This window comes from Streptomyces incanus, from assembly GCF_042656345.1.
GTDB lineage: Bacteria > Actinomycetota > Actinomycetes > Streptomycetales > Streptomycetaceae > Streptomyces > Streptomyces incanus.
Genome location: NZ_JBHSPC010000032.1, coordinates 122894 through 148154, shown reverse-complemented (window position 1 = coordinate 148154; position 25261 = coordinate 122894). Strand labels below are relative to the sequence as shown.

Genomic DNA, 25261 nt, shown 5'->3' with positions numbered 1-25261 from the left:
CACCCGTGATGCCCGCTTCCCCGCCCCCGCCCACCTCTCCCCCAGGTCCGAGGCGGGCATCGCCCGAGCCGAACGGGCGCAAACGGGCAGCATCGGTCACGCAACAGGCCTGGTCAGGTTCGCGTACCCGCTGTACAACTTCTCGCAAGGACCCCACAGGGCCCGAACGGGCATCCAACCGGAAAGCAGGTGTGCGGCCATGAGTGACAGAACGGCCGAGGAGCGCCAGCGCGAGATCGTGCGGGTGGCACGCGCCACCGGCTCGGTCGACGTGACGGCGCTCGCCGCCGATCTGGGCGTGGCCAGGGAGACCGTACGACGGGATCTGCGCGCCCTGGAGGACCACGGCCTGGTCCGCCGCACCCACGGCGGTGCCTACCCCGTGGAGAGCGCCGCCTTCGAGACCACGCTCGCCTTCCGTGCCACCAGCCATGTGGCCGAGAAGCGGCGGGTCGCGAACGCGGCGGCCGAACTCCTCGGTGACGCGGAGACGGTGTTCGTCGACGAGGGCTTCACCCCCCAGCTCATCGCCGAGGCACTGCCCCAGGACCGGGCGCTCACCGTGGTCACCGCCTCCCTGCCGGTCGCGGGCGCGCTCGCCGAAACCGGCACCGCGTCCGTCCTGCTGCTCGGCGGCCGGGTCCGCTCCGGCACCCTCGCCACCGTCGACCACTGGACGACGAAGATGCTCTCCGGCTTCGTCATCGACCTGGCGTTCATCGGCGCCAACGGCATCTCGCGCGAACACGGTCTGACCACGCCCGACCCGGCGGTCAGCGAGGTCAAGACACAGGCGGTGCGGGCCTCGCGCCGGGTGGTGTTCGCGGGCGTCCACAGCAAGTTCGGGGCGGTCAGCTTCTGCCGGTTCGCCGACGTCGGCGCGCTGGAGGCGGTCGTCACGAGCACGCTGCTCCCGGCGGCCGAAGCCCACCGTTACTCCCTGCTGGGCCCTCAGGTCATCCGCGTCTGACCGGACGACGACCCGGTGGACCGCACCGCACCCCCCACGGTTTCCACCGCGCACCGATTCACCGGTGCCTCGGTACATCGGTACATCGATTCACAGCACAAGGTTCCACTTCCCCACGGGCCGACCCACCCAGGCGACGCCCGATACCTCCCTATACGTCCAGGAGCGATCCATGCGAACCCAGAGCCGACGGAGGCCGCCGCGAGCCACACTCGCCGCGGTCGCCGCAGGGACGCTGCTCGCCCCGCTGCTCTCCGGCTGCTGGGTCGGAGCGGGCGGGGCCGGCTCAGGCGGTGATGCCATCAATGTCCTGATGGTCAACAACCCGCAGATGGTGGAGCTGCAGAAGCTCACCGCCGCGCACTTCACCAAGGACACCGGCATCAAGGTGAACTTCACCGTGCTGCCGGAGAACGACGTCCGCGACAAGATCAGCCAGGACTTCGCCAACCAGGCCGGCCAGTACGACGTCGCCACCTTGTCCAACTACGAGATCCCGATCTACGCCCGCAACGGCTGGCTCAAGGAGATGGACCCGTACGTCGACGAGGACCCCGGCTACGACGAGCAGGACGTCCTGAAGCCGATGCGCCAGTCCCTCACCGGGGACGACGGCAAGCTCTACGGCCAGCCCTTCTACGGCGAGTCCTCGTTCCTGATGTACCGCAAGGACCTCCTCGAGCGGGAGGGCCTGACGATGCCCGCCAACCCCACCTGGCAGGAGGTGGGCGAGATCGCCGCGAAACTCGACGGGGCCGAGCCCGGCATGAAGGGCATCTGCCTGCGCGGTCTGCCCGGCTGGGGCGAGGTCATGGCACCGCTGACGACCGTGGTGAACACCTTCGGTGGCACCTGGTTCGACGAGGGCTGGAACGCCCGCCTGGACTCCCCCGAGTGGCGGAAGGCGACGAAGTTCTACGTCGACCTGGTCCGCGAGCACGGCGAGGCCGGCGCCGCCCAGTCCGGCTTCGCCGAGTGCCTGAACAACACCACCCAGGGCAAGACCGCCATGTGGTACGACGCCACCTCCGCGGCCGGCTTGCTGGAGTCCGCCAACTCCCCCGTCAAGGGAAAGATGGGCTACGCCCCCGCCCCCGTGGAGAAGACGGAGTCGGCCGGCTGGCTCTACACCTGGGCCTGGGGCATCCAGAACGCCTCCCGGAACCCGGACAACGCCTGGAAGTTCGTCTCCTGGGCCTCCGGCAAGGAGTACGAGCAGCTGGTCGGCGACGAGACCGGCTGGTCCAACGTCCCGGCCGGCAAACGCGCCTCCACCTACGAGAACCCGGACTACCGCGCGGAGGCCGCGGCCTTCCAGGAGATGACCAGGAAGGCCATCGAGCAGGCCCGCCCGGACGACCCGGGCGTGCAGCCGCGGCCCGCGCCCGGCATTCAGTTCGTCGGCATCCCCGAGTTCACGGACCTCGGCACCCAGGTCTCCCAGGAGATCAGCGCGGCCATCGCCGGACGCCAGTCCGTCGAATCGGCCCTGAAGAAGTCCCAGCAGCTCGCCGAAGAGATCTCCGAGGAGTACGAGGGACGATGACCGCCACGACAACGGCTCCCGTGGCCGCCCCGGACGTCCGCCCCGGCGGCGGGCGACGCTCCGACCGACTGCGCGGCTGGGCCACCAGGGCCCCGCTGCTGCCCGCCCTGATCTTCATGATCGCGGTGACCCAGCTGCCCTTCGTGGCGACGCTGGTGATCTCCTTCTTCGACTGGAACTCCCTCTACCCCGACGCCCGGGAGTTCGCCGGCTTCGCGAACTACGGCGAGGTGCTCGGCGACTCCGACCTGCGCCGGTCGGTGTGGACGACGATCCTGCTGACGGTGGCGGTCGTCCTGGCCAGCCTGGTCCTCGGTCTGCTGCTGGCCCTGCTGCTCGACCGGAAGTTCCGCGGCCGGGGTGTCGTCCGCACTCTGCTCATCGCCCCGTTCCTGGTGGTCCCGGTGGCGGCGGCCCTGCTGTGGAAGCACGTTCTCTACAACCCCGAGTACGGCCTGTTCAACGGCCTGCTGCACTACGTCGGCGGCCCGCAGCCGGACTGGATCTCGGGCACGCCGCTGCTCGCGGTGGAGGCGGCGCTGGTGTGGCAGTGGACGCCGTTCATGATGCTGATCCTGCTCGCCGGCCTGCAGAGCCGGGACCAGGAGCAGATCGAGGCAGCCCGGGTGGACGGGGCGAGCGACTGGCAGATCTTCCGCCATCTGACCCTGCCGCACCTGCGCCGCTACCTCGAACTGGGCGCCCTGCTCGGGTCGATCTACATCGTGCAGAACTTCGACGCGGTCTTCACGATCACGTCCGGCGGCCTGGGCACCGCCAACCTCCCGTACACCGTGTACCAGACCTTCTACCAGGCCCACGAGAACGGTCTGGCCTCGGCCGCCGGTGTCCTGGTCGTCATCGGCTCGATCATCATCGCGACCTTCGCCCTGCGCGTCGTGTCGTCCCTGTTCCGCGAGGAGGCGTCCCGCGCATGAGTACCGTCGCAGTACCCGACCGCGGCCGGAACCGCAAGGGAGCGGGGCTCGGCCTGGTGGCCTGGCTGGCCGGCATCGTCTTCTTCCTGCCCATCGCGTGGATGGCGCTGACCTCCTTGCACTCCGAGGAGGACGCGGCCACCAACCCGCCGTCCTTCACCGCCGCCCTCACCCTGGACGGTTACCGGGAGTTCTTCGGCGCGGGCGGCGGCGCGAGCCCCTGGCCGTCGCTGATCAACTCGACGGTGGCGTCCGTGGCGTCGACGATCCTGGTCCTGCTGCTCGCGCTCCCGGCGGCATACGCCCTGTCCATCCGCCCGGTGAAGCGGTGGACGGACGTCCTGTTCTTCTTCCTCTCCACCAAGATGCTGCCGGTCGTGGCGGGCCTGCTGCCGATCTACCTGTTCGCCAAGAACGCCGGGATGCTCGACAACGTCTGGCTGCTCGTCCTGCTCTACACCTCCATGAACCTGCCGATCGCCGTGTGGATGATGCACTCGTTCCTCTCGGAGATCCCGGTCGCGGTGATCGAGGCCGCCCAGATCGACGGGGCTCGGCTGCCGACGGTGCTGGCCCGCATCATCGCCCCGATGGCGCTGCCCGGCATCGCGGCGACGGCCCTGATCTGCTTCATCTTCAGCTGGAACGAACTGCTGTTCGCCCGGGTCCTGACGGGCGTGGTCGCCGAGACCGCCCCCGTCTTCCTGACCGGCTTCATCACCAGCCAGGGCCTGTTCCTGGCCAAGGTGTGCGCCGCGTCGCTCGTCATCTCCCTGCCGGTGCTCGCCGCGGGGTTCGCCGCCCAGGACAAACTCGTCCAGGGCCTGTCGTTGGGAGCCGTGAAATGAAGGCCGCCGTCATCGAGTCCGTGGGCCGGGCCGTCGTCACCGAGGTTCCGGACCCGACGCCGGGACCCCGCGAGGTCGTCGTCGAGGTCGCGGCCTGCGGGCTGTGCGGCACGGACCTGCACATCCTGCAGGGCGAGTTCGCGCCCAAGCTGCCGATCGTGCCGGGGCACGAGTTCGCGGGCGAGGTGGTCGGCGTCGGCGCCCAGGTCACCGAGGTGTCGGTCGGCGACCAGGTCGCCGTGGACCCCTCCCTGTACTGCTACGAGTGCCGCTACTGCCGTACCGGCCACAACAACCTGTGCGAGCGCTGGGCGGCGATCGGCGTCACCACGGCGGGCGGGGCCGCCCAGTACGCGGTGGCCCCGGTGGCGAACTGCGTCAAGCTGCCCGAGCACGTCCGCACCCAGGACGCGGCCCTGATCGAACCGCTCTCCTGCGCGGTGCGCGGTTACGACGTCCTGCAGTCCCGGCTCGGCGCGCACGTCCTGATCTACGGCTCCGGGACGATGGGCCTGATGATGCTGGAGCTGGCCAAGCGGACCGGCGCGGCGAGTGTGGACATGGTGGACCTCAACCCGGCCCGCCTGGAGACCGCCCGGCAGTTGGGCGTCTCCGCCTCGGCGGCGAACCCGGACGAACTGGACCGCCCCCAGGGCTGGGACCTCGTCATCGACGCCACGGGCAACGCGGCGGCGATCCAGGACGGCCTGGAGCGCGTGTCCAAGGCGGGCACCTTCCTGCAGTTCGGCGTCGCCGACTACGCGACCCGCGTGACGATCGACCCGTACCGCATCTACAACCAGGAGATCACGATCACCGGGTCGATGGCGGTGCTGCACAGCTACGAGCGGGCGGCGGAACTGTTCGCGACCGGTGTCCTGGACCCGGACGTCTTCATCAGCGACCGCGTGCCGCTGGACCGGTACCCGGAGGCGCTGGACCAGTTCGCGAGGGGTGTGGGGAGGAAGATCGTGGTGGTGCCGTAGGGGGAACGGGACTTTTTCCCGCCCCCCGGGACGGGCTGAATGTCCCGGCCGGCTCCTCCCCACCGACCGAGTCGGGTGGTGGGCGGGCAGGGACGGGGGTTCCGGGTGCGGAACCCCCGGAGTCGGGTCGTGTCCCGCGTCGTGGTGCAGGGGATCAAGCGTTACGGGTTCCGGTACAGGGCCCCTGCCGATCTCCGGAAAGGCGGCAGTCCACGAGGCGCCCTGCTGAGGCGAATTGAACATCCGGTCCGGCGGAGCGACCGCCCCCGACCTGCGGATTCCGGCGCCTTGATCGGCTACACCACCGGGCGGGGCACCATCCGGAGTCGGGAAGCGAAGGGAGGCGGGGGCGAAACCCACTGGGCGAGCCGCCCCCGCCGCCGTACCATCCGCGCATGCCCGAGCCCCACGGATTCGCCTACGAGACCCACCCCAACGGCACCGTGCACATCACCCACCACCACCGCCCCGCGACCATCCTGAACGGCGACCGTGCCGCCCGTTTCCTCACCGAGGTCACCGCCGGCGACCCCCAGCTCGTCATGGCCCGCTGGACCGGCGACTACAAGCGCGGCAACGAACGCACCGCCCGCAGCCACCCCCGGAACCGGGGCTGAAAACCACCGACCCATTCGAGCCACGGGTAAGGGAACGGCAAAACGCCCCCGCTCGTTCACCCGGCATGACAGCTATGACCCCCGGCTCGAACATCCCCCTTCCCGCCGCCCGCGTGACGGTGGACGTCGCCGCACCGGTGCGGCTCGACGTATCGGGCCTGCTGCTCACCGCCGACGGCAAGGTGCGCTCCGACGACGACTTCATCTTCTACAACCAGCCCGCGGGCCCCGGCGTGACCTACCGCTCCGGCGGCGGCAGCGCCCCGGACGCCATCACGATCGACACCACGGCCGTCCCGCCCGGCATCGAGAAGATCGTCGTCACCGCGAGCCCCGACGCCCAGGGCCAGACGTTCCAGGGCATCGAACCGACGGCCACCATCCGGAGCGCGGACGACAACGCCGTCCTGGCCACGTTCACTCCGCCGAGCCTCAGCGCCGAGACCGCCCTGGTGATCGTCGAGGTCTACCTGCGCAACGGCGCCTGGAAGGCCCGCGCGGTCGGCCAGGGCTACGCCAACGGCCTGGCCGGCATCGCCACCGACTTCGGCGTCACGGTCGAGGAACCGGCCGCCCCCGCCCAGCCGGCCACTCCCCCTCCGCCGGCGCCGCCGGTCCCGCCGCTGGCCGCCCCGCAGGCTCCGCCCGCGCCCGCCGCTCCCCCGGCACCGCCCGCCGCCGCGCCGGGCACCGGGAAGATCAACCTGGACAAGGGCCGGGTCAGCCTCCAGAAGAACCAGACCGTCTCCCTGATGAAGGGCGGGCGTCCGCTGCTCTCGCAGGTCCGGATGGGCCTCGGCTGGGAGCCGGCGTACCGCGGCAAGGACATCGACCTCGACGCCTCGGTCATCGCGTACGGCCCGCAGCGCAACCACATCGACAGCTGCTACTTCGGCAAGCTCCAGATCGTGAACGGCGCGATCCGGCACTCCGGTGACAACCTCACGGGCGAGGGCAGCGGGGACGACGAGACGATCACGGTCGACCTCGGCCGCCTCCCCCAGGAGGTCTCCGGCCTGGTCTTCACGGTCAACTCGTTCTCCGGCCAGAAGTTCACCGAGGTCGCCAAGGCGTACTGCCGCCTCCTGGACGCCACCACGGGCGAGGAACTGGTCCGCTTCGACCTCACCTCCGCCGAAGCGCAGACGGGCGTGATGATGGCGAAGCTGATCCGCCAGTTCTCCGGTGAGTGGGAGATGACCGCCCTCGGCGACTTCGTGAAGTCCCGCACGGTCAGGGGCATGGTCAAGCCGGCCGCCCAGGCGCTGTAACAGCCGCAACGGCCCGTGGCCGGGCGTCCCGCATCGGGGCCCCGGCCCAGGAACCCCGAGCGGACCGCTACGGCCGCGCCTGGACCCGCCACGGCCGCGACCCGTCCGTCAGCGGCCCTGGCACCGGCGGAGGTGCCGGCCCTCCCCGTCCGCCGGTCCGGATGTCGTGGCCGCCCCGCGCACCGGACGCGGGACGTCGATCGGCTCGACGTCCCGCGTGGGGTTCCCCCCCCCCCACCAGGGCCGCGTCGGCCGGCGCGGCCGGGGCACCTCAAACCCGTCCTGCAACCGGCTTCCTTTCACGTTCAGGACACAAACACCCAGGCCCTCCTCCGCCTCGCCCGCCACCGCATCAGCGTCCTGTTCGCCATGCTCCGCGACGGCACCTTCTACGAACCCCGCGTCTCCCGGGTGACGGCTGCATGAACCAGCCCACAGGCAGGTCGACTCAGATCAACGTCTTGCGTCGTCTGTCCACGCCGAGATCTCCGCGGCACCCCGGCGGACAGCTTCTTCCGGATCCCGGGCGAGCTGCTCGCAGACCGCTGCGACGTCCGGCACACCGTCCGGTCCCACGAGCGCGTCATGCACCCCGGTCTGCAGCCAGTCGGCCTGGTTGTCGTCGGCCTCGGCAGCCGCGAGAGCGATGAGCCTTATGGCGGCCACCGTCCCCACCCGGGCCAGGGCCTCTGCCGTCTGCCGGGTCACCGCCGTGTTCTCGACGTCCATCAGCAGCCCCACCAACGCTTCCGCAACCTCAGGAACATCAGCGAAGGAAGCAAGGTCACGCCCGGCACGAACACGCTGCGACCACGAAGGAGACGAAGCCTCGGTCAAGGCCGCCTCCAACCCACTCCTCGTCTCCGGCACGACCAGACAGTCTCATGCCCCACGAAGAAGATCGAACCCCGGACCGAAGCCGCCCACGCACTTGACGAAGAACAGAGAGGCACCCCCATGCCCCGGCGGTCGCCGGACACCCGGAACGTACGCCATCCCGGCGCTCATCCACCCGCCGAACTCCGGCTCACCCAGAGAGCAGGCTGCCGCGACCCGCCCTCGCGCCCCAGGGGGACCCATCACCACATGCGTGAGCACTCCGGCCATGACTGTCCACATACCGCTCGTCTGAGTGCACAAGTGTCATTCGCCCACTGACTGCTCACGTTTTTCAGTTGCCCCACAGTGGGACGGCATCGCCACGCGTTGTGCGAGCATCGGCCCGACCGGCAGGTCCCTGCCAGACATGCTTCTGCACCTGGAACCTCGACCGTTCGCCGACCCGGGAGCAGCGGACTCAGGCACGTCCAGGAGCGCCCCGCAATCGGGCGACCAGCCGGTCGCTCCTCGATCGCATGGTCCCCTGGCCGGCCGGGCGGCCCGGGGCCTGGTCCCAGGAGGGACGTCCGCGGACCGGGCCCGGAAATGGTTCCGTGCCGTGGGTTCAGCGGCGCTTCTGGCGCTTCCAGGGGCCGGTGATGGCGAGCATGATGCCTGGTTCCTGGATGTTGGCGTACAGGGTCTTCCCGTCGGGCGAGAAGGTGACGCCGGTGAACTCGCTGAACTCCGGCTCCTCCTCGGTGCCGATGTTCAGTTCGTTGCGGGCGATGGGGTAGGTGCGTCCGCTGTCGGTGGCGCCGAACAGGTGCTGCGCGCCGTCGCCGTCCTCGGCGATGACCAGTCCGCCGTACGGGGAGACGGTGATGTTGTCGGGGCCGTCGAAGGCGCCGTCCTCGGCCGGGTTCCGGTTGACGCCGAGCAGGACCTTCAGAGTCAGGGTGCGGCGCCGGGGGTCGTAGAACCAGACCTGGCCGTCGTGCTGTACGGGGCTCTCCTCACGGGCGTACGAGGAGACGAGGTACGCCCCGCCGTCGCCCCACCACATGCCCTCCAGTTTGCGGGCGCGGGTGACCTCGCCGGCCCCGAACTGCTCGCGCACGGAGACGGTCCGCGCGTCGCGGTCGGGCACGTCCACCCAGTCGACGCCGTACACCGTGCCGGTCCGGGTGGCGCGGGAGAGGTCGTCGACGAACCGGCCGCCGGAGTCGTAGCACTTGGGCGCCTGGAGGACGCCCGCGTCGTCGGCGAGGGTGCGGAACCCGCCGGGGCCGTGGCGGAAGTCCTTGGGCGGGGTCCAGCGGAAGAACAGGCCGTTGGGTTCGTCGGCGTCCTCGGTGAGGTAGGCGTGACCGCGCTTGGGGTCGATGACGACGGCCTCGTGGTCGTACCGGCCGAAGAACTTCAGGGGCTTGGGGTCGCGGTTGGCGCGCCGGTCGGCGGGGTCGACCTCGAAGACGTAGCCGTGGTCCTTGGTCATGCCGTTCTCGCCGGCCCGGTCGGAGTTCTCCTCGCAGGTGAGCCAGGTGCCCCAGGGGGTGCTGCCGCCCGCGCAGTTGTCGGCGGTGCCGGCGATGCCGACCCACTCGGCGACGCTGCCGTCGGGACGCACCTCGACAACCGTGCAGCCGCCGGGCGCGCCCGGGTCGTAGACGAGGCCCTCGACGAGCGGGACCGGGTGTTCCGCCTCGTCGCGCGGGCCGTCGATCTCGTGGTTGTTGACCAGCAGGGTGGTGCTGCGGGGGCCGTCGAAGGCGGCGGTGCCGTCGTGGTTCGAGGGGGTGTACTCGCCGGACTCCAGCCGGGTCTTGCCGGTGTACGTGAGGGTGCGGTAGGTGAAGCCGGCCGGCAGGGCGAGGATGCCGGCCGGGTCCGGGACCAGGGGGCCGTAGCCGACCGTGGGGTGGGGCCGCCGGGCCGCCTCCCGCTCCTCGCCCACGCTCTCGGCGTCGTGGGACGCGAGGGCGCCCGGCGCGGAGGCGAGGGCGCCTACGCTGCCCACCAGTGCGACACCGGCACCGGCGACCGCGGATGTCCTGGCGAAGTCCCTGCGGGTGAGCGGCATGGAGCCTCCTGTGACGGTGGGTTGCCGCGAGGGGGTGACGGGTCAGGTCTCGTTCACCGTCACGCTTCCGCCCATGCCTGAACACCGGTTGAACTCCGCGGGGCCTCCCGGCGGCCGCTTCGGTGAACCACGCGCGGCCGCCCGTCCCGCCCACCGACCGGAGCGGTGCGCCCCCACCCACCGGTCGCAGCGGTGCGCCCCCGCTCTACTACCGGCGCGAGGCGCCCACCGCCCGCCATGCGCCGTCCACCGTCCGCTCAAACCCCCTGCTGCACGTCAGCTCCCGCGCTGCGAGCGCGCCTTGAAGGCGGCCTTGCGTGCGGCCTTGGCGATCGCCTTGTCCGGGTGCAGCCGGCCCATCGCCTCCAGCACGTCCGCCGTGGCCGGGTGCTCCACCCGCCAGGCGGTGGCGAAGAAGCCGCTGTGCTGGCGGGCCAGGCCCTCCACCAGGGCCTGCAACTCCTCGGAGTTGCCCTCGGCCGCGAGCTGTGCGGCCACCGTGTCGATGGTCAGCCAGAAGATCATGGCCTCGGAGGGCGGCGGTACGTCCGTCGCCCCGTGCTCGGTCAGCCACACCCGGGCCAGTCCGCCGAGTTCCGCGTCGTCGAGCACCTCGCGCAGGGCGGGTTCGCCCGAGACGCCGACCAGCGCCAGCGCCTGCTGGCACTGCAGCCGCCGCAACGGCGCGTTCTCGTCGGTGCCGCGCGCGGCGGCGAGCAACTCGCGGGCCGCGTCGAGGGGTTCGCGGTGGGCGAGCCACTGCTCGGTCTCCGCGTGGGCCGCCGCCGGCGGGAAGGCGGGAGTGCGGTCGAGCAGAGCGTCGGCGCCCTTGTCCGTGAGGTCCCCGACCGCCGGGGCGTCGAACCCCGCTTCCAGCAGGCGGGCGCGCAGCCCGTACAGGCCGAGCGGGGTCAGCCGCACCACGCCGTAGCGGGTGACGTCGGTGTCGTCCCGGGGCGGGGCGGGCTCCTCGTCGCCCTCGGCCAGCAGCGCCTCGTCGACCGGCTGGTACTCCACGAGTCCGGCCGGCTCCAGCAGGCGGAACTGGTCGTCCAGCCGCATCATCGCGTCGGACACCTCCTGGAGCACGTCGTTGGTGGGCTCCGGCATGTCGTCGGGGACGATCACGGAGGCGGCCAGCGCGGGCAGCGGCACCGGCGAACCGGCGGGCCCCGCCTCGCCCACGGTCAGCAGATACAGGTTGCCGAGGACCCCGTCGAGGAAATCCGCCTCGGTCTCGGGGTCCCAGTCGACCGAGGAGAGGTCGAGTACGCCGGATCCGTCCCCGGCGGCGAGAGCGTCGACGAGCCCGTCCAGGTCGGGCACGCTCGCGTCGGCGAGCACCGCCTCCAGGGCGGCGAGCCACACGGTGAGGACGTCCTGCGGCGAGCCGCCGGTGAGCAGCGCGAGGTCGGCGCCCGCGGTGACGGTGCCCTTCTCCTCGTCGACGACGTCGACGAGCCCGGCGTCCACGGCGACGCGCCATGCCGCACTGACGTCGGCGGTGGCGTCCTCGCCGTTCAGCCCGAGCGCCTCGGCCGCCGCGGGCAGCTGCTCGTCGACGAGTCCGCCGCCGGCGTCGACCCGCGTTTCGGATCCGGCCCAGCGGGCGAGCCGGGCGGCCCGGGACAGCAGCGGCGTGGACAGCGCCTCGCGCGCCAGCTCCGCTTCGGGGTGCAGCCGCGCCGGCGGCATGGAGCTGTCTGACATCGGCTGTTCCTCCTAGGTCCTGGCCTCGGCGCCATGTACGACTCAGCCGCTCAGCCTAGACGGATTTCCGCCCAAGCCGCCCGCTTCACCTCTGCTTCACCCCCCGTGCATGGCCGAAACCTTGACAAGTGACCTGGCCAGGTTGGAGATTGACGCGCGTAGAAGTGGGCGGACAATTGCTCACCGGAGTCGGAGGCCGACCATGGACGCCATCCGTGGGAACCACGCCCGGACGTCACTCGTGACCGGCTGCGGACGCCATCCGCAGCGGGCATCCTGAGAGGACGGGAAGCCACGCGGGACGGAGGGGGCCGCCCACGGCGGTCCACCCGCCCCGCGCCTTCTACGCGCGTCACACCCGCCCCACCGGCCTCATCGGCCCCACCGGCCCGAGCTGCTCCCGCCGTCCACGCACGTCACACGCTTTTCCACCCTCGTCCCGGCACTCATCACATTCCCGGAGGGAATCCGTTGCCGAGCAAGCCGTCCGCGCGTCTCGCCGCACTCACCGTCGCCGCCGTGTGCGCGGCGTCCACGATCGCCCTCACCTCGCCCGCGCACGCGGAGTCCGTGCGCATCCACGACCTCCAGGGCGACACCCGGATATCCCCGTACGCCGGACAGCAGGTCACCGATGTGGCCGGAATCGTCACGGGCATCCGCACCTACGGCTCGTCCCGTGGATTCTGGATCCAGGATCCGATGCCCGACGCCGACCCGGCCACCAGTGAGGGCGTCTTCGTCCACACCGGTTCGACCCCCCAGGGGGTCGCCGTCGGCGACGCCGTCACGGTCTCCGGCACGGTGACGGAGTACGTCCCCGGCGGCACGTCCTCCGGCAACCAGGCGCTGACGGAGATCACCCGCGCCACGTTCACCGTCGTCTCCAGCGGCAACCCCGTCCCGGCCGCGACCAGGATCGACGCCGGGTCCGTCCCCGCCGCCTACACCCCGGCCGGGGACACGGCGACGAACGGCTCGGTCAACGCCCTGCCGCTGCGCCCCGACCGCTACGCCCTGGACTTCTACGAGTCCCTGGAGGGCATGAACGTCCAGGTCTCCGACACCCGGGTGGTCGGCGCCACCGACCCGTACGCCGAGCTCTGGGTCACGGTGAAGCCGGGGGAGAACCGCAACCACCGCGGCGGCACGGTCTACGGCTCCTACGACGACCGGAACACCGGCCGCCTGCAGATCCAGTCCCTGGGCGGGGCCGCGGACTTCCCCGACGCGAACGTCGGCGACACCCTGGCCGGCACCACCGCGGGCCCGCTGGACTTCAACCAGTTCGGCGGTTACACGCTGGTGGCGAGCGAACTCGGCACGCTCAAGAGCAAGAACCTGCGGCGTGAGTCGACGCGCGCGCAGCGCTCCGGCGAGCTGGCGGTCGCCACGTACAACGTGGAGAACCTGGACCCGTCCGACGACACGTTCGCCGCGCACGCCGAGGCGATCGTGGGCAACCTGAAGTCGCCCGACATCGTGTCCCTGGAGGAGATCCAGGACAACAACGGCGCCACCGACGACGGCACGGTCGCCGCCGACCGGACGGTGGCCGAACTGATCGACGCGATCGAGGCGGCGGGCGGCCCGCGCTACGACTGGCGCGGGATCGACCCGGCCGACAAGGCCGACGGCGGCGAGCCGGGCGGCAACATCCGCCAGGTGTTCCTCTTCAACCCGGAGCGGGTCTCCTTCACCGACCGCGCGGGCGGCGACGCCACGACGGCCACCGGCGTCACCAAGGTGCGCGGCAAGGCGGCCCTGACGGTCTCCCCCGGCCGGGTCGCCCCCAAGGCCGCGGCGTTCGAGAACAGTCGCAAGCCGCTGGCCGGCGAGTTCGTCTTCCGCGGCCGCACGGTCGTCGTGGTCGCCAACCACTTCGCCTCCAAGGGCGGCGACCAGGCCCTGACGTCGCAGTACCAGCCGCCGTCGCGCAGCTCGGAGACGCAGCGTCACCTCCAGGCGAAGGAGGTCCACGACTTCACCGCGAAGATCCTCGCCACCCAGAAGAACGCGGACGTCGTCGTCCTGGGCGACATCAACGACTTCGAGTTCTCCACGACGACGACGATCCTCGAGGGCCGGGGCACTCTCTGGTCGGCGATCAAGTCCCTGCCGCGGAGCGAGCGTTACTCGTACGTCTACCAGGGCAACAGCCAGGTTCTGGACCAGATCCTGATCAGCCCGTCGATCCGCCGCGGCGGGGCGTTCACCTACGACAGCGTGCACCTCAACACCGAGTTCCACGACCAGATCAGCGACCACGACCCGCAGATCCTGCGTTTCCGCCCGTAGGGCGTACCCCCACGCCGAGGGCCGGCCGCACGCTCCCGTTCGGCCGGCCCTCGGCCGTGCCCGCCCAGCCCTGCTCCGCCCGGGTCCGCAGCGCTCCCCGGTCCGCGGTCAGTGCGTCCCGCGCCGCCGCAGCACCGCCATCCCGGCCGTCGCCGCCAGACCGGCCGCCGTCCCACCGGCGATCATCACCGGCCACGGCTTCCGCGTCCCGGCCAGCCGGGCCTGCGTGGCGCTGCTCCGCAGTTGCACGGTCATCGCCCCGGCCTTGTCGCGCAGGTCCTCCACGCGGGCCAGCGCATGTCCCTTGACATCCATCTTCCCGGCCAACTGCTCCACCGTGTCACCGAGTTCGTGCCGGGTCCGCTCGATCTCCCGCCGCATTTCGTCCGGTCCCTTGGCTCCGTGGGTGGCGTCCTGCTCGGCCCCGGCCTCGATGTGGGACCCGGAACCGGACCCGGGACCCGCCGCCTTCGCAGGCGCGTTCACGCCGTTCACGTCCCGCGTCATCGGTGCGCCCTTCCCTTGATCTCCTCCACGTCGGCCTTCACGCTGTCCAGCGTCCGCTCCGGCGTCGCCGGGGTGGCCTTCTTGAGCTGCTCCCGGCCGAGCGCGGCCAGCACGGCGGCAATCACGAACAGCACGGCCGCGATGATCAGCGCCGCCGCCCACACCGGCAGGACGAGAGAGAGCGCGGCACCTCCGGTGAAGGCCGCCGCCAGCAGGCCCGCGTAGGCGAAGGCACCCGCGGCGCCGAGCATGCCGCCGCCGCGTCCGGCCCGGCGGCCCTTCTCGGCCAGCTCCACCTTGGCCAGGGCCACTTCCTGCCGTACCAGCCGGGAGACCTGCTCGGTGGCCTGTCCGACGAGTTCGCCCACGCTGTGCTCGTCGTGGCTATGAGTGTCACGGCCGTGAATGTCGTGGCTGTGAGTGTCACGGCTGCGCGTGTCGCGGACCGGCGGTTGCTCGATGGTTGCGGTCACGGTGCTCCGCCTCCTCTCGGTCGGGTTTTTCGAGTACCCGGACCGCGCGGCGCCTATGCCGAACACCATCCAGTTACCGTTGCTTATCAATAGTGGATAGAAGGTTTAAGTAGAACTACGCGGTGATCGGGCCGAGACTACTCCTCATGACCCCATCGACGCCCCCCTTCGGTCGCACCCTGTGCGCCATGGTCACGCCGTTCACCCCCGCCGGCACCCTGGACCTGGACGGCGCCGCGCGCCTGGCCGACCATCTGGTGAGCCACGGCTGCGACGGCCTGGTGCTGTCCGGTACGACGGGTGAGTCCCCGACCACGACGGACGCCGAGAAGTCCGCCCTCGTCACGGCGGTGCGGGAGGCGGTGAGCGGCCGCGCCTCGATCGTGGCCGGTGTCGGCACCGCCGACACCGCGCACACCGCCGAACTCGCCCGCGAGGCCGAGAAGGCGGGCGCCGACGGTCTCCTGGTCGCCACCCCGTACTACAGCCGCCCGCCGCAGGACGCGATCGAGGCGCACTTCCGCGAGGTCGCGGACGCCACGGACCTCCCCGTGGCGCTGTACGACATCCCGGCCCGCACGGGCACCCGCATCGAGCCGGACACGATGCTACGGCTCGCCGAGCACCCCCGGATCGTGGCGGTGAAGGACTGCTCGTACGACTTCCTGGCCGCCCAGAAGATCCTCGCCCGCACGGATCTCGCCTACTACGCGGGCTGCGACGAGCACATCCTGGCCCTGTACGCGGTCGGCGGCGCCGGGTACGTCAGTACGGTCGCGAACGTGGTCCCGGACCACCTGCGCGCCGTCCTGGACGCCTTCGACGCGGGCGACACAGCCCGCGCGGCCGCTCTCCAGCAGCGGGCCACCGCCTTGATCGAGGCGATGATGGCCGGCGGCCTCCCCGGCACGGTCACGGCCAAGGCCCTCCTCACCGCCCTCGGCCTGCCCGCAGGCCCGGTCCGCCCGCCCCTGAGGCCCGCGGACCGCGGGACGACCGACGGCCTCAGGTCGCTCTACGAGGCCCTCATGGCAGGCTGACCGCCACCACGGGCGCAGGCCCGCCCCTCACGGATGGTGTCCCACCGGGTGGTGCAGGGGATCTCCGCGATCCCGACGCTGCGGGGGCCGGAGACGGATGCCTTGCTGAAAAGTGTGAGCAGTCGGCGGTCATGTGTCACGTGAACGCTCAAACGAGCGACATCAGGGCAGCGGCAACCAAAGTGCTCGCGTCTTTGGGGCGGTGGGGCATCCCCGGGGCGGGGGCTAGTGCCCCGGCATCGCACACGTCGAGGTCGCCCTCCCGCCGGGCGGTCGCGGAAAACCGCCCGCACGAGCAGCTGACCGCCCCCGACAAGGCCCGATACACCACCTTGCCGGGTTGCTCGATCTCGTGCCCGCCGAGCAGCACTACCGGCCCCGACCCCGCGACGCCACCTTCGGATCCCTTACACCACCCGGAGGGACACCATCCCGGCGTCTCGGGGTCCGGCACGTGCGGATCGCGTCCCGCCAGGTGGTGTAGCCGATCAGGTACTCGGGACGCGCAGGTCATCGCCGCATTGACGCGGTTCAGGGGCTACCCACGGTACTGACGGCAGGTCAGCCACGCGCGGTGCGGGAGCCGGGCCCCATGAGGTGGCTGACGCGCGGCTTACCGGAACGCGTCGAGCAAGGTCGCTTGCACCACGAGGCGGGGCACGACCCACGTGCGACAAGGTGGCCGAGGTGCGGCCCATCGCACACGACCATGACAGGGAAGCCCGCCTGCGGGCGGCTACCGTCCGACCCCTCGAACCAGCGGGCACGCCCAGTTGATCGGGCGGTGTCGGCCCTCGTGCCGGCCGATCCTGCACGACCACCGACTCAAGGGCGACGGCGTCCCCCCACAGGCCATGAGCGGTGTCCTCCGCCTCCACAGCCCCGTACGGGTCGGCCAGGCTCGAACGAGCCCCGGACCGACCCGTATTTCTTCCACTCCGCGCTCTCCGCTCAGTCGAACACGCGGGCGAACATGCCCGGCTCGTACGACCCTCCCTTCTGGTGCACGATCACGGCGAGCCGGTTGGCCGCGTTGATCAGGGCGACCAGGGCGACCAGCGCCGCGGTCTGGTCGTCGTCGTAGTGCTTGCGCACCCGGTCCCAGGTCTCGTCGGACACGCCGTGGTGGGCGTCGCCGAGCCGGGTGCCCTCCTCGGCGAGGGCCAGCGCGGCCTGCTCCGCCTCGGTGAACACCGTGGACTCGCGCCAGGCGGCGACCAGGTGGAGCCGGACCGCACTCTCACCGGCGGCCGCGGCCTCCTTGGTGTGCAGGTCGACGCAGTGACCGCAGCCGTTGATCTGGCTGGCGCGCAGCGACACCAGTTCCTGCGTGGACCGGGGCAGCGGCGACTGCTGGATCACCAGGCCCGCGCCCGCGAACCGCTTGGCGAACCTGAGGGAGATCTCGTTGGCGAACAGATCGAATCGGGCATCCATGGTGTCGTCCTCACTCGTGGTGTTGCATCGGACGAACACGAGATGCCGGCCGCCGGCTTCGTGTGACAGAACCTCCGTGTGACACAGCCCATGGCAGACGGGTGTCACAGATCCGCGGGGACCGGTGTCCCGTGCGCATGACGCAGCCGGAAGCGAAGGAGCGTGCGGTGAAGAACGAACGAAGCGAGCCCACGGCCGGGCGCCCAGAGGCCGGCGCGGGAACGGATCCCGCCACCGAGGCGTTCGTCGGCCACCGCAACCTCCTGTTCACGGTCGCCTACGAGATGCTGGGGTCGGCCGCCGACGCGGAGGACGTGCTGCAGGAGACCTGGCTGCGGTGGTCGGGGGTCGATCTCGGCACGGTGCGGGACCAACGGGCGTACCTGGTCCGGATCACCACGCGCCAGGCACTGAACCGGCTGCGCACGCTCGGCCGCCGCAAGGAGTCCTACGTGGGCTCCTGGCTGCCCGCACCGCTGCTCACCACGCCCGACGTGGCCGAGGACGTGGAACTGGCCGACAGCGTCTCGACGGCGATGATGCTGGTGCTGGAGACACTCACGCCGACGGAACGGGCGGTGTTCGTGCTGCGCGAGGTGTTCGCCCTGGAGTACGACGAGATCGCGGAGGCCGTCGACCGGAAACCGGCCGCGGTCCGCCAGATCGCACACCGGGCACGCGGCCACGTAGCGGCGCGCCGGCCGCGCGAGCACGTGTCGTCGACCGACTCCCGTAAGGCGCTCGACGCGTTCCGGCAGGCGGTCGAGACGGGGGACCTGCAGAACCTGCTCGACATCCTCGCGCCGGATGTCGTCCTGCTGGGCGACGGCGGCGGAGTCAAACAGGCCGTACTGCGGCCCATCGTCGGGGCCGACAAAGTGGCCCGCCTGCTGGCCGCGGGCCTGGGCAGGATCCCCGCCGGTTCGTCGTTCCTGTTCGCCCAGGTCAACGGCCGCCCGGCACTGCTCCTCCGGGTCGACGGCGAACTCGACACCGTCCTGACGGTCCGCGTCGACCACGGCCTCGTCACCGGCCTCTACGCCGTACGCAATCCGGAGAAACTGTCCCACATGCGCCGGGAAACGGCCCTGAGCCGCTGAGGCCGGACCCCCGCGCCGGCTACCGCGCCCGGGGCGGTGACCGCACCCGGGCGCACGGGACGACCCGTCAGTTGTGGCTGTGCAGGACGTCGTTCAGGCCGCCCCAGACCGCGTTGTTCGGGCGGGCCTCGACCGCGCCGCTGATCGAGTTGCGGCGGAAGAGGATGTGGGAGGCTCCGGACAGCGCGCGGGCCTTGACGACCTCGCCGTCGGGCATGGTCACGCGGGTGCCGGCGGTGACGTAGAGGCCGGCCTCGACGACGCACTCGTCGCCGAGCGGGATGCCGACGCCCGCCTCGGCGCCGATCAGGCAGCGCTCGCCGATGGAGATGATCACGCTGCCGCCGCCCGAGAGCGTGCCCATGGTGGACGCGCCGCCGCCGATGTCCGAGCCGTCGCCGACGACGACGCCCGCGGAGATGCGGCCCTCGACCATGGAGGTGCCCAGGGTGCCCGCGTTGAAGTTGACGAAGCCCGCGTGCATGACCGTGGTGCCCGCGGCGAGGTGCGCACCCAGGCGGACCCGGTCCGCGTCGGCGATGCGGACGCCCTTGGGGACGACGTAGTCCGTCATGCGGGGGAACTTGTCGACGGAGGTGACGGCCAGGTGCAGGCCCTCGGCGCGGGCGTTGAGCCGCGCCTTCTCCACGTCGTCGACGGCGACGGGGCCGAGCGAGGTCCAGGCGACGTTCGCGAGGAAGCCGAACATACCCTCCAGGTTCTGGCCGTGCGGCTTGACCAGACGGTGCGAGAGCAGGTGGAGACGGAGATAGACGTCGTGCGCGTCGGTCGGCTTCTCATCGAGTGAGGAGATGACCGTACGGACCGCGACCACTTCGACGCCCCGGCGCGCGTCCGGACCGATCGCCGCGGTCGCGCCGGCACCGAGCAGTTCGGCGGCCTGCTCGGCGGAGAGCCGCTCGGTGCCGGACGGGCCGGGCGCGTCGGAGAGTTCGGGTGCGGGGAACCAGGTGTCGAGGATGGTTCCGTCGGAGGTGAGGGTGGCGAGGCCGGCGGCCACTGCGCCGGTGGTGCTCTGAGCAGTCGAGTCGGTCATGAGGGCAACCTAACCGGCTCGGGCCCGGCGATGCGAACCGGTGCCACGCCGTCTCAGGTGCCGGGCGGGCCGTCCCGGAAGCGGAGAGAGCCACAGGTCGGGGTGGCGGGCTGACGCCTTTCAGTCCCCTGGCAGGATCCGCCCCAGCATCTCCCGCGCGTACTCCTCGTCGTACGGCGTGCCGGTCAGCAGTGCCTGGAGGCAGATGCCGTCCATCAGGGCGACCAGGGCGCGGGCGGTGACCGGGTCGGTGCGGCGGGACAGCAGTTCGGTGACGTCCTCGCACCACTCGGCCGCGACGGGGCGCAGGGCGGGTCGGCGGAGGGCTGCCAGGTACAGCTCGTACTCCAGCTCGACGCCGGTGCGCTCGCCGTCGGCGGGCCCCAGCCACTCGCCGAGCAGTCCGGCGAGTTCGGTCGCCAGGTCGGTGCGCGGGTCCTCCAGGCCGCCGCGTGAGGCGACGGCCTTGGCGAAGCCCTCGTTCGCCTGGCGCAGGGCGGCCACCAGCAGCTCGTCGAGGGTCGTGAAGTGGTACGTCGTGGAGCCGAGCGGCACATCGGCCTCGGCGGCGACGCTGCGGTGGCTGAGTCCCGCGATGCCGCTCCTGCCGACGACGCGGATCGCCGCGTCGATGATCCGCCCGCGCCGCTCGGGGTCGTACCGCCGGGCCATCAGTGCGCGCCACCGAGGTTGAGCACGACCACGCCCACGATGATCAGCACGATGCCGGCGGCCTTGGCCGCGGTGAGCCCCTCCCCCATGAACAGGATGCCGATCGCGGCGATGGCGGCGGTGCCCACCCCGGCCCAGATGGCGTACGCGGTGCCGATGGAGAGGATGCGCAGCGTCTGGGCGAGCAGGCTGAAGGAGACCACGTAGCCCATCAGGGTCAGCAGCGAGGGCCAGAGCTTGCTGAAGCCGTCGCTGTACTTCATGGCGGTGGTGGCGCCCACCTCCGCGGCGATGGCTCCGGCGAGCAGAAGGTATCCCATGCGGACGAGCGTACACAACGATGCGTACGGCTGTACACAACAGCTCACCCGACCGGACACGACGAAGGCCCCCGGTTCCCGCGATCCAGTGGATTCGCGAAAACCGGGGGCCGTCCCGTGCCCGTACGACCGGTGTCTCAGACGTTGAAGCCGAGTGCCCTCAGCTGGTCGCGGCCGTCGTCGGTGATCTTGTCGGGACCCCACGGCGGCATCCACACCCAGTTGATGCGCAGCTCGCTGACCAGGCCGTCCGTGGCGGACTTGGCCTGGTCCTCGATGACGTCGGTCAGCGGACAGGCCGCGGACGTCAGGGTCATGTCGATGGTCGCCACATTGGTGTCGTCGACGTGGACGCCGTAGATCAGGCCGAGGTTGACGACGTCGATGCCCAGTTCGGGGTCGACGACGTCCATCAGGGCCTCACGGACTTCTTCCTCCGAGGCCGGCTTCATCTCCACGGTCTCGCTCATGCCGTTTTCCTTTCGGCGTCGGAGCCCAGTGCCTGGGCCGTCGCGTCCTTCCACGCCATCCAACTGAGGAGGGCGCACTTGACGCGGGCGGGGTACTTGGACACCCCGGCGAACGCGACCGCGTCCTCCAGGATCTCCTCCATCTCGTCGTCCGGCTCGACCTTGCCCTTGGACTGCATGAGCTCCAGGAAGGCTTCCTGGATCCGCTGCGCCGTGGCGAGGTCCTTGCCGACCAGCAGGTCGTTCAGCACGGAGGCCGATGCCTGGCTGATGGAGCAGCCCTGCCCCTCGTACGAGACGTCACTGATCGTCGTGCCGTCGTACTTCACCCGCAGCGTGATCTCGTCGCCGCACGTCGGGTTGACGTGGTGCACCTCGGCATCGCCGTCCCGCAAGCCCCGTCCGTGCGGGTTCTTGTAGTGGTCCAGGATGACTTCCTGGTACATCGAATCAAGCTTCACGCGCAGCCAGCCCCTCAGCCGAAGAAGTTCCGTACGTGCTCCAGTCCGTCGACCAGAGCATCGATCTCGGCCGGGGTGGAGTACAGATAGAACGACGCTCGCGTGGTCGCGGGAATTCCGTACCTCAGGCAGACCGGCCGCGCGCAGTGGTGGCCGACCCGGACCGCGATGCCCTGCTCGTCGAGGACCTGGCCCACGTCGTGCGGGTGGATGTCGCCCAGCGTGAACGAGATCGCGGCGCCGCGGTCCTCGGCCGTGTCGGGACCGATGATGCGCAGGTCCGGGATCTCGGCCAGCCGCTTGACCGCGTATTCGGTGAGCGCGTGCTCGTGGGCGAGGATCTTGTCCATGCCGATCGCGCTCAGGTAGTCGATCGCGGCACCGAGACCGACCGCCTGGGCGACCGGCGGGGTGCCCGCCTCGAACTTGTGCGGCGCGGGGGCGTAGGTCGACGAGTGCATCGACACGGTCTCGATCATCTCGCCGCCGCCGAGGAACGGCGGGAGGTCCTCGAGCAGCTCCTGACGTCCCCACAGGACGCCGATGCCGGTCGGGCCGCACATCTTGTGGCCGGTGAAGGCCACGAAGTCGGCCTGGAGGGCCTGCACGTCCACCGGCATGTGCGGGGCGGCCTGGGAGGCGTCGATGCAGACGAGCGCGCCGACCTCCTGGGCACGGCGCACGATCGCCTCGACCGGGTTGACCGTGCCCAGGATGTTGGACACCAGCACGAAGGAGACGATCTTCGTCTTCTCGGTGATGACCTCGTCGATGGTGGACAGGTCGAGGCGGCCGTCGTCGGTGAGGCCGAACCACTTCAGCTTCGCGCCGGTGCGCTGCGCGAGCAGCTGCCACGGCACGATGTTGGAGTGGTGCTCCATCTCCGTGATGACGATCTCGGTCTCGTGGTCCACCCGGTAGGGCTCGTCGGCCCAGCCCAGCATGTTCGCCACGAGGTTGAGCGACTCCGAGGCGTTCTTGGTGAAGATCACCTCGTTGCGGGAGGGCGCGTTGATGAACTCCGCGACCTTGTCGCGCGCGCCCTCGTACAGTGCCGTGGCCTCCTCGGCGAGCACATGCACACCGCGGTGGACGTTGGCGTTGTAGCGCTCGTAGTACTCACTGAGTGCGTCCAGTACCTGGCGCGGCTTCTGGCTGGTCGCCGCGTTGTCCAGGTAGACGAGCCTGCGGCCGTCGTGGACCTGGCGGTCCAGAATGGGGAAGTCGCCTCGGATGGCCTCGTCAAGGAGCCTGGGCTCGGTGAGGAGGCCCGGCAGCTGTGTCACGCGGATGCTCCACCCTTCGCGTATGCCTCGTAGCCCTCGTTCTCCAGCTTGTCCGCGAGCTCGGCGCCGCCGGACTCGGCGATCCGCCCGTCGGCGAACACGTGGACGTAGTCGGGCTTGATGTAGCGCAGAATGCGCGTGTAGTGCGTGATCAGCAGGGTGCCGACCTCGCCGGACTCGCGGACGCGGTTGACGCCCTCGGAGACGATGCGCAGCGCGTCGACGTCCAGGCCGGAGTCGGTCTCGTCGAGGATCGCGATCTTCGGCTTGAGGAGCTCCAGCTGGAGGATCTCGTGGCGCTTCTTCTCACCGCCGGAGAAGCCCTCGTTGACGTTGCGCTCGGCGAAGGCCGGGTCCATGTGGAGGCGCTCCATGGTCTCCTTGACCTCCTTCACCCAGGTGCGCAGCTTGGGGGCCTCGCCGCGGATGGCGGTGGCGGAGGTGCGCAGGAAGTTGGAGACGGAGACGCCGGGGACCTCGACCGGGTACTGCATGGCGAGGAACAGGCCGGCGCGGGCGCGCTCGTCGACGGACATCTCCAGGACGTCCTCGCCGTCGAGGGTGACGGTGCCGCCGGACACGGTGTACTTGGGGTGACCGGCCAGGGCGTAGGCGAGGGTCGACTTGCCGGAGCCGTTGGGGCCCATGATGGCGTGCGTCTCGCCCTGCTTCACGGTGAGGTCGACGCCCTTGAGGATTTCCTTCGTGGCGTTGTCGGCCTCGACGGTGACGTGCAGGTCTCGGATTTCAAGCGTTGCCATGGGGGCCTCAGGACTCCTGGGTGACGGAGACGAGCACGTCGTCCCCTTCGATCTTTACGGGGTATACGGGAACGGGGCGCGTGGCCGGAAGACTGTCGGGCTTGCCCGAGCGGAGGTCGAAGCGCGAGCCGTGCAGCCAGCACTCGATGTGGCAGTCGTCGACCTCGCCCTCCGAGAGGGAGACGTTCGCGTGCGAACAGATGTCGTTGATCGCGAACACCTCGCCCCCGGTGTGCACGAGGGAGACCGGCGTGCCGTCGAGTTCCACCCTTTTCGGGGTGTCCTCCTCCAGCTCGCTCAGCCCGCAGGCGCGTTGGAAGGTGGTCATCCGACCGACGCCTCCAGCTCCTCCTCGATCTTGGCGATCAGGCGCTCCTCGATGTCCGGGACGCCGATCTGCTGGACCAGTTCGGCGAAGAAGCCGCGGACCACCAGGCGGCGGGCGTCCTGCTCGGGGATGCCGCGGGCCATCAGGTAGAAGAGCTGCTCGTCGTCGAAGCGGCCGGTCGCGGAGGCGTGGCCGGCGCCGACGATCTCGCCGGTCTCGATCTCCAGGTTGGGCACGGAGTCGACGCGGGCGCCGTCGGTGAGGACGAGGTTGCGGTTCATCTCGTAGGTGTCGGTGCCCTCGGCCTTGGCCTCGATGAGCACGTCGCCGATCCACACGGCGTGCGCGTCGTCGCCCTGGAGCGCGCCCTTGTAGGCGACGTTCGACTTGCAGTGCGGAACGTTGTGGTCGACCAGGAGGCGGTGCTCCTGGTGCTGGCCGGCGTCGGTGAAGTACAGGCCGAACAGCTCGGCCTCGCCGCCGGTGCCCGCGTAGGCCACCCGGGGGTGCAGCCGGACCACGTCGCCGCCGAAGGTGACGACGACCGACTTGAAGGAGGCGTCGCGGCCGACGAGGGCGTTGTGCTGGGCGACGTGCACGGCCTTCTCGTCCCAGTCCTGGATGGAGACGACGGTGAGCTTGGCGCCGTCGCCGAGGACGTACTCGACGTTGGCGGCGAGCACCGCGTCACCGGTGTGGTCGATGACGACGACCGCCTCGGCGAAGGCGCCGAGCTCGATCACCTGGTGGCCGTAGGAGGCGCCGCCCTCGCCGTGCACCGCGATGCGGATCGGCTCGGTGAGGACGGCCTCCTTCGGCACGGTCACGACCGAGGCCTGCTCGAAGGCGGAATACGCCTGGGCGGCGACGCGGTCGACCGGCTTGCCCGCCCGGCCGAGCCGCGCGTCCTCGCGGCCGACGGTCTCGACGCGGACGCCCTCGGGCACGTCGATGGCAACCTTGACGCCTTCGCCGGTGGCGGCGGCGGTGCCGTCGTGCAGACCGCGCAGTCGCTCCAGCGGGGTGAACCGCCATTCCTCCTCACGGCCGTGGGGGACGGGGAAGTCCGCCACGTCGAAGGACGGGGGCGCGCTCATGCGGGTGGCGACGGTCGACTCGGCGGCCACCGCGATCGAGCCGGCGGTGGTGGAGCCCACCGGTGGGGTTCCCCCCGCCGCAGCGAAGCCGGAGGTGGGGGAATTCTGAGCCTCAGCCATGGCTGTCGTAGTGCTCTCTTTCTGAGTGAGACGTGTGCTGTCCGAC

The 25261-nt window shown here is 70.8% G+C and carries 25 protein-coding genes; 10 read left to right on the top strand and 15 right to left on the bottom strand.

Annotated features, from left to right (window positions below; all coding sequences use genetic code 11):
* Positions 1–199 precede the first annotated feature (199 nt).
* From ACFP2V_RS12560 to ACFP2V_RS12530, 7 genes are all read left to right on the top strand, one after another.
* Positions 200–970: a DeoR/GlpR family DNA-binding transcription regulator gene (locus ACFP2V_RS12560; RefSeq protein WP_381210044.1), complete on the top strand. Its 771-nt coding sequence runs from the start codon at positions 200–202 to the stop codon at positions 968–970.
* A 172-nt stretch (positions 971–1142) separates the two neighbouring features.
* Positions 1143–2516 (top strand): ABC transporter substrate-binding protein, encoded by a 1374-nt coding sequence (locus ACFP2V_RS12555; protein ID WP_381210041.1) that lies wholly within the window; start codon positions 1143–1145, stop codon positions 2514–2516.
* Positions 2513–3454, top strand: a complete 942-nt coding sequence (locus ACFP2V_RS12550) for a carbohydrate ABC transporter permease (protein WP_381210038.1) — start codon at positions 2513–2515, stop codon at positions 3452–3454. The genes ACFP2V_RS12555 and ACFP2V_RS12550 overlap by 4 nt, the downstream gene beginning before the upstream one ends.
* The gene (locus ACFP2V_RS12545) at positions 3451–4302 is read left to right on the top strand and encodes a carbohydrate ABC transporter permease (RefSeq protein WP_381210035.1); all 852 of its coding nucleotides are present in this window, start codon (positions 3451–3453) and stop codon (positions 4300–4302) included. Before ACFP2V_RS12550 ends, ACFP2V_RS12545 begins: the two co-directional genes overlap by 4 nt.
* Positions 4299–5288: a zinc-dependent alcohol dehydrogenase family protein gene (locus tag ACFP2V_RS12540; protein ID WP_381210032.1), complete on the top strand. Its 990-nt coding sequence runs from the start codon at positions 4299–4301 to the stop codon at positions 5286–5288. Before ACFP2V_RS12545 ends, ACFP2V_RS12540 begins: the two co-directional genes overlap by 4 nt.
* A gap of 395 nt (positions 5289–5683) precedes the next feature.
* A complete protein-coding gene (locus ACFP2V_RS12535; RefSeq protein ID WP_381210029.1) occupies positions 5684–5905 on the top strand; it encodes a hypothetical protein in 222 nt (73 codons plus the stop codon).
* Between the two features lie 74 nt (positions 5906–5979).
* Positions 5980–7176 (top strand): TerD family protein, encoded by a 1197-nt coding sequence (locus tag ACFP2V_RS12530; protein ID WP_381210373.1) that lies wholly within the window; start codon positions 5980–5982, stop codon positions 7174–7176.
* A gap of 453 nt (positions 7177–7629) precedes the next feature.
* Here the strand turns inward: ACFP2V_RS12530 and ACFP2V_RS12525 are convergent, their stop codons facing one another.
* The 3 genes from ACFP2V_RS12525 to ACFP2V_RS12515 form a co-directional block, all read right to left on the bottom strand.
* Positions 7630–7917, bottom strand: coding sequence for a hypothetical protein (locus ACFP2V_RS12525; protein ID WP_381210027.1), 288 nt, complete (start codon positions 7915–7917; stop codon positions 7630–7632).
* A 703-nt stretch (positions 7918–8620) separates the two neighbouring features.
* Entirely contained in the window at positions 8621–10078 is a 1458-nt protein-coding gene (locus ACFP2V_RS12520; protein ID WP_381210024.1) for an alkaline phosphatase PhoX, read from the bottom strand.
* A gap of 276 nt (positions 10079–10354) precedes the next feature.
* Entirely contained in the window at positions 10355–11788 is a 1434-nt protein-coding gene (locus tag ACFP2V_RS12515) for a hypothetical protein (protein ID WP_381210021.1), read from the bottom strand.
* A gap of 471 nt (positions 11789–12259) precedes the next feature.
* On the opposite strand from ACFP2V_RS12515, the gene ACFP2V_RS12510 reads away from it, so the two are divergent.
* A complete protein-coding gene (locus tag ACFP2V_RS12510) occupies positions 12260–14086 on the top strand; it encodes an endonuclease/exonuclease/phosphatase family protein (protein ID WP_381210018.1) in 1827 nt (608 codons plus the stop codon).
* A 108-nt stretch (positions 14087–14194) separates the two neighbouring features.
* On the opposite strand, the gene ACFP2V_RS12505 is transcribed toward ACFP2V_RS12510, so the two are convergent.
* Positions 14195–14593, bottom strand: a complete 399-nt coding sequence (locus ACFP2V_RS12505) for a DUF3618 domain-containing protein (protein ID WP_381210015.1) — start codon at positions 14591–14593, stop codon at positions 14195–14197.
* Complete coding sequence (locus ACFP2V_RS12500; RefSeq protein ID WP_381210012.1) at positions 14590–15066, bottom strand: phage holin family protein; 477 nt, start codon at positions 15064–15066, stop codon at positions 14590–14592. The genes ACFP2V_RS12505 and ACFP2V_RS12500 overlap by 4 nt, the downstream gene beginning before the upstream one ends.
* 146 nt (positions 15067–15212) lie before the next feature.
* Here ACFP2V_RS12500 and dapA point away from each other — a divergent pair, with 146 nt between their 5' ends.
* Positions 15213–16106 (top strand): 4-hydroxy-tetrahydrodipicolinate synthase, encoded by an 894-nt coding sequence (gene dapA / locus ACFP2V_RS12495; protein WP_381210009.1) that lies wholly within the window; start codon positions 15213–15215, stop codon positions 16104–16106.
* Between the two features lie 951 nt (positions 16107–17057).
* Here the strand turns inward: dapA and ACFP2V_RS12490 are convergent.
* A complete protein-coding gene (locus ACFP2V_RS12490; RefSeq protein WP_381210006.1) occupies positions 17058–17543 on the bottom strand; it encodes a carboxymuconolactone decarboxylase family protein in 486 nt (161 codons plus the stop codon).
* A gap of 137 nt (positions 17544–17680) precedes the next feature.
* Between ACFP2V_RS12490 and ACFP2V_RS12485 the strand changes: the two genes are divergently transcribed.
* Positions 17681–18643 carry an RNA polymerase sigma-70 factor gene (locus ACFP2V_RS12485; RefSeq protein ID WP_381210003.1) on the top strand — a complete coding sequence of 321 codons (963 nt, stop codon included), beginning with the start codon at positions 17681–17683 and terminating at the stop codon, positions 18641–18643.
* 67 nt (positions 18644–18710) lie between these two features.
* Here ACFP2V_RS12485 and dapD read toward each other — a convergent pair whose 3' ends face one another.
* From dapD to sufD, 9 genes are all read right to left on the bottom strand, one after another.
* The gene (gene dapD / locus ACFP2V_RS12480) at positions 18711–19700 is read right to left on the bottom strand and encodes a 2,3,4,5-tetrahydropyridine-2,6-dicarboxylate N-succinyltransferase (RefSeq protein ID WP_381210000.1); all 990 of its coding nucleotides are present in this window, start codon (positions 19698–19700) and stop codon (positions 18711–18713) included.
* 120 nt (positions 19701–19820) lie between these two features.
* A complete protein-coding gene (locus ACFP2V_RS12475; protein WP_381209997.1) occupies positions 19821–20372 on the bottom strand; it encodes a TetR/AcrR family transcriptional regulator in 552 nt (183 codons plus the stop codon).
* Positions 20372–20692 carry a DMT family transporter gene (locus ACFP2V_RS12470; RefSeq protein WP_381209994.1) on the bottom strand — a complete coding sequence of 107 codons (321 nt, stop codon included), beginning with the start codon at positions 20690–20692 and terminating at the stop codon, positions 20372–20374. The genes ACFP2V_RS12475 and ACFP2V_RS12470 overlap by 1 nt, the downstream gene beginning before the upstream one ends.
* Positions 20693–20829: 137 nt before the next feature.
* Complete coding sequence (locus ACFP2V_RS12465) at positions 20830–21162, bottom strand: metal-sulfur cluster assembly factor (RefSeq protein WP_055591708.1); 333 nt, start codon at positions 21160–21162, stop codon at positions 20830–20832.
* A complete protein-coding gene (gene sufU / locus ACFP2V_RS12460) occupies positions 21159–21623 on the bottom strand; it encodes a Fe-S cluster assembly sulfur transfer protein SufU (RefSeq protein WP_381209991.1) in 465 nt (154 codons plus the stop codon). Before sufU ends, ACFP2V_RS12465 begins: the two co-directional genes overlap by 4 nt.
* A gap of 14 nt (positions 21624–21637) precedes the next feature.
* Positions 21638–22909 (bottom strand): cysteine desulfurase, encoded by a 1272-nt coding sequence (locus ACFP2V_RS12455; RefSeq protein WP_381209988.1) that lies wholly within the window; start codon positions 22907–22909, stop codon positions 21638–21640.
* Positions 22906–23670 (bottom strand): Fe-S cluster assembly ATPase SufC, encoded by a 765-nt coding sequence (sufC, locus tag ACFP2V_RS12450; RefSeq protein WP_055591711.1) that lies wholly within the window; start codon positions 23668–23670, stop codon positions 22906–22908. Before sufC ends, ACFP2V_RS12455 begins: the two co-directional genes overlap by 4 nt.
* 7 nt (positions 23671–23677) lie before the next feature.
* The gene (locus tag ACFP2V_RS12445) at positions 23678–23998 is read right to left on the bottom strand and encodes a non-heme iron oxygenase ferredoxin subunit (RefSeq protein ID WP_381209984.1); all 321 of its coding nucleotides are present in this window, start codon (positions 23996–23998) and stop codon (positions 23678–23680) included.
* Positions 23995–25215, bottom strand: coding sequence for a Fe-S cluster assembly protein SufD (gene sufD, locus ACFP2V_RS12440; protein WP_381209981.1), 1221 nt, complete (start codon positions 25213–25215; stop codon positions 23995–23997). Before sufD ends, ACFP2V_RS12445 begins: the two co-directional genes overlap by 4 nt.
* Positions 25216–25261: the final 46 nt, after the last annotated feature.

Excerpts from the sequence above, each read along its gene's own strand:
- ACFP2V_RS12560 (WP_381210044.1), top strand. The coding sequence starts at position 200 with ATGAGTGACAGAACGGCCGAGGAGCGCCAGCGCGAGATCGTGCGGGTG.
- ACFP2V_RS12555 (WP_381210041.1), top strand. The coding sequence starts at position 1,143 with ATGCGAACCCAGAGCCGACGGAGGCCGCCGCGAGCCACACTCGCCGCG.
- ACFP2V_RS12550 (WP_381210038.1), top strand. The coding sequence starts at position 2,513 with ATGACCGCCACGACAACGGCTCCCGTGGCCGCCCCGGACGTCCGCCCC.
- ACFP2V_RS12545 (WP_381210035.1), top strand. The coding sequence starts at position 3,451 with ATGAGTACCGTCGCAGTACCCGACCGCGGCCGGAACCGCAAGGGAGCG.
- ACFP2V_RS12540 (WP_381210032.1), top strand. The coding sequence starts at position 4,299 with ATGAAGGCCGCCGTCATCGAGTCCGTGGGCCGGGCCGTCGTCACCGAG.
- ACFP2V_RS12535 (WP_381210029.1), top strand. The coding sequence starts at position 5,684 with ATGCCCGAGCCCCACGGATTCGCCTACGAGACCCACCCCAACGGCACC.
- ACFP2V_RS12530 (WP_381210373.1), top strand. The coding sequence starts at position 5,980 with ATGACCCCCGGCTCGAACATCCCCCTTCCCGCCGCCCGCGTGACGGTG.
- ACFP2V_RS12520 (WP_381210024.1), bottom strand. The coding sequence starts at position 10,078 with ATGCCGCTCACCCGCAGGGACTTCGCCAGGACATCCGCGGTCGCCGGT.
- ACFP2V_RS12515 (WP_381210021.1), bottom strand. The coding sequence starts at position 11,788 with ATGTCAGACAGCTCCATGCCGCCGGCGCGGCTGCACCCCGAAGCGGAG.
- ACFP2V_RS12505 (WP_381210015.1), bottom strand. The coding sequence starts at position 14,593 with ATGACGCGGGACGTGAACGGCGTGAACGCGCCTGCGAAGGCGGCGGGT.
- dapA (WP_381210009.1), top strand. The coding sequence starts at position 15,213 with ATGACCCCATCGACGCCCCCCTTCGGTCGCACCCTGTGCGCCATGGTC.
- ACFP2V_RS12490 (WP_381210006.1), bottom strand. The coding sequence starts at position 17,543 with ATGGATGCCCGATTCGATCTGTTCGCCAACGAGATCTCCCTCAGGTTC.
- ACFP2V_RS12485 (WP_381210003.1), top strand. The coding sequence starts at position 17,681 with ATGACGCAGCCGGAAGCGAAGGAGCGTGCGGTGAAGAACGAACGAAGC.
- dapD (WP_381210000.1), bottom strand. The coding sequence starts at position 19,700 with ATGACCGACTCGACTGCTCAGAGCACCACCGGCGCAGTGGCCGCCGGC.
- ACFP2V_RS12475 (WP_381209997.1), bottom strand. The coding sequence starts at position 20,372 with ATGGCCCGGCGGTACGACCCCGAGCGGCGCGGGCGGATCATCGACGCG.
- ACFP2V_RS12470 (WP_381209994.1), bottom strand. The coding sequence starts at position 20,692 with ATGGGATACCTTCTGCTCGCCGGAGCCATCGCCGCGGAGGTGGGCGCC.
- ACFP2V_RS12465 (WP_055591708.1), bottom strand. The coding sequence starts at position 21,162 with ATGAGCGAGACCGTGGAGATGAAGCCGGCCTCGGAGGAAGAAGTCCGT.
- sufC (WP_055591711.1), bottom strand. The coding sequence starts at position 23,670 with ATGGCAACGCTTGAAATCCGAGACCTGCACGTCACCGTCGAGGCCGAC.
- ACFP2V_RS12445 (WP_381209984.1), bottom strand. The coding sequence starts at position 23,998 with ATGACCACCTTCCAACGCGCCTGCGGGCTGAGCGAGCTGGAGGAGGAC.
- sufD (WP_381209981.1), bottom strand. The coding sequence starts at position 25,215 with ATGGCTGAGGCTCAGAATTCCCCCACCTCCGGCTTCGCTGCGGCGGGG.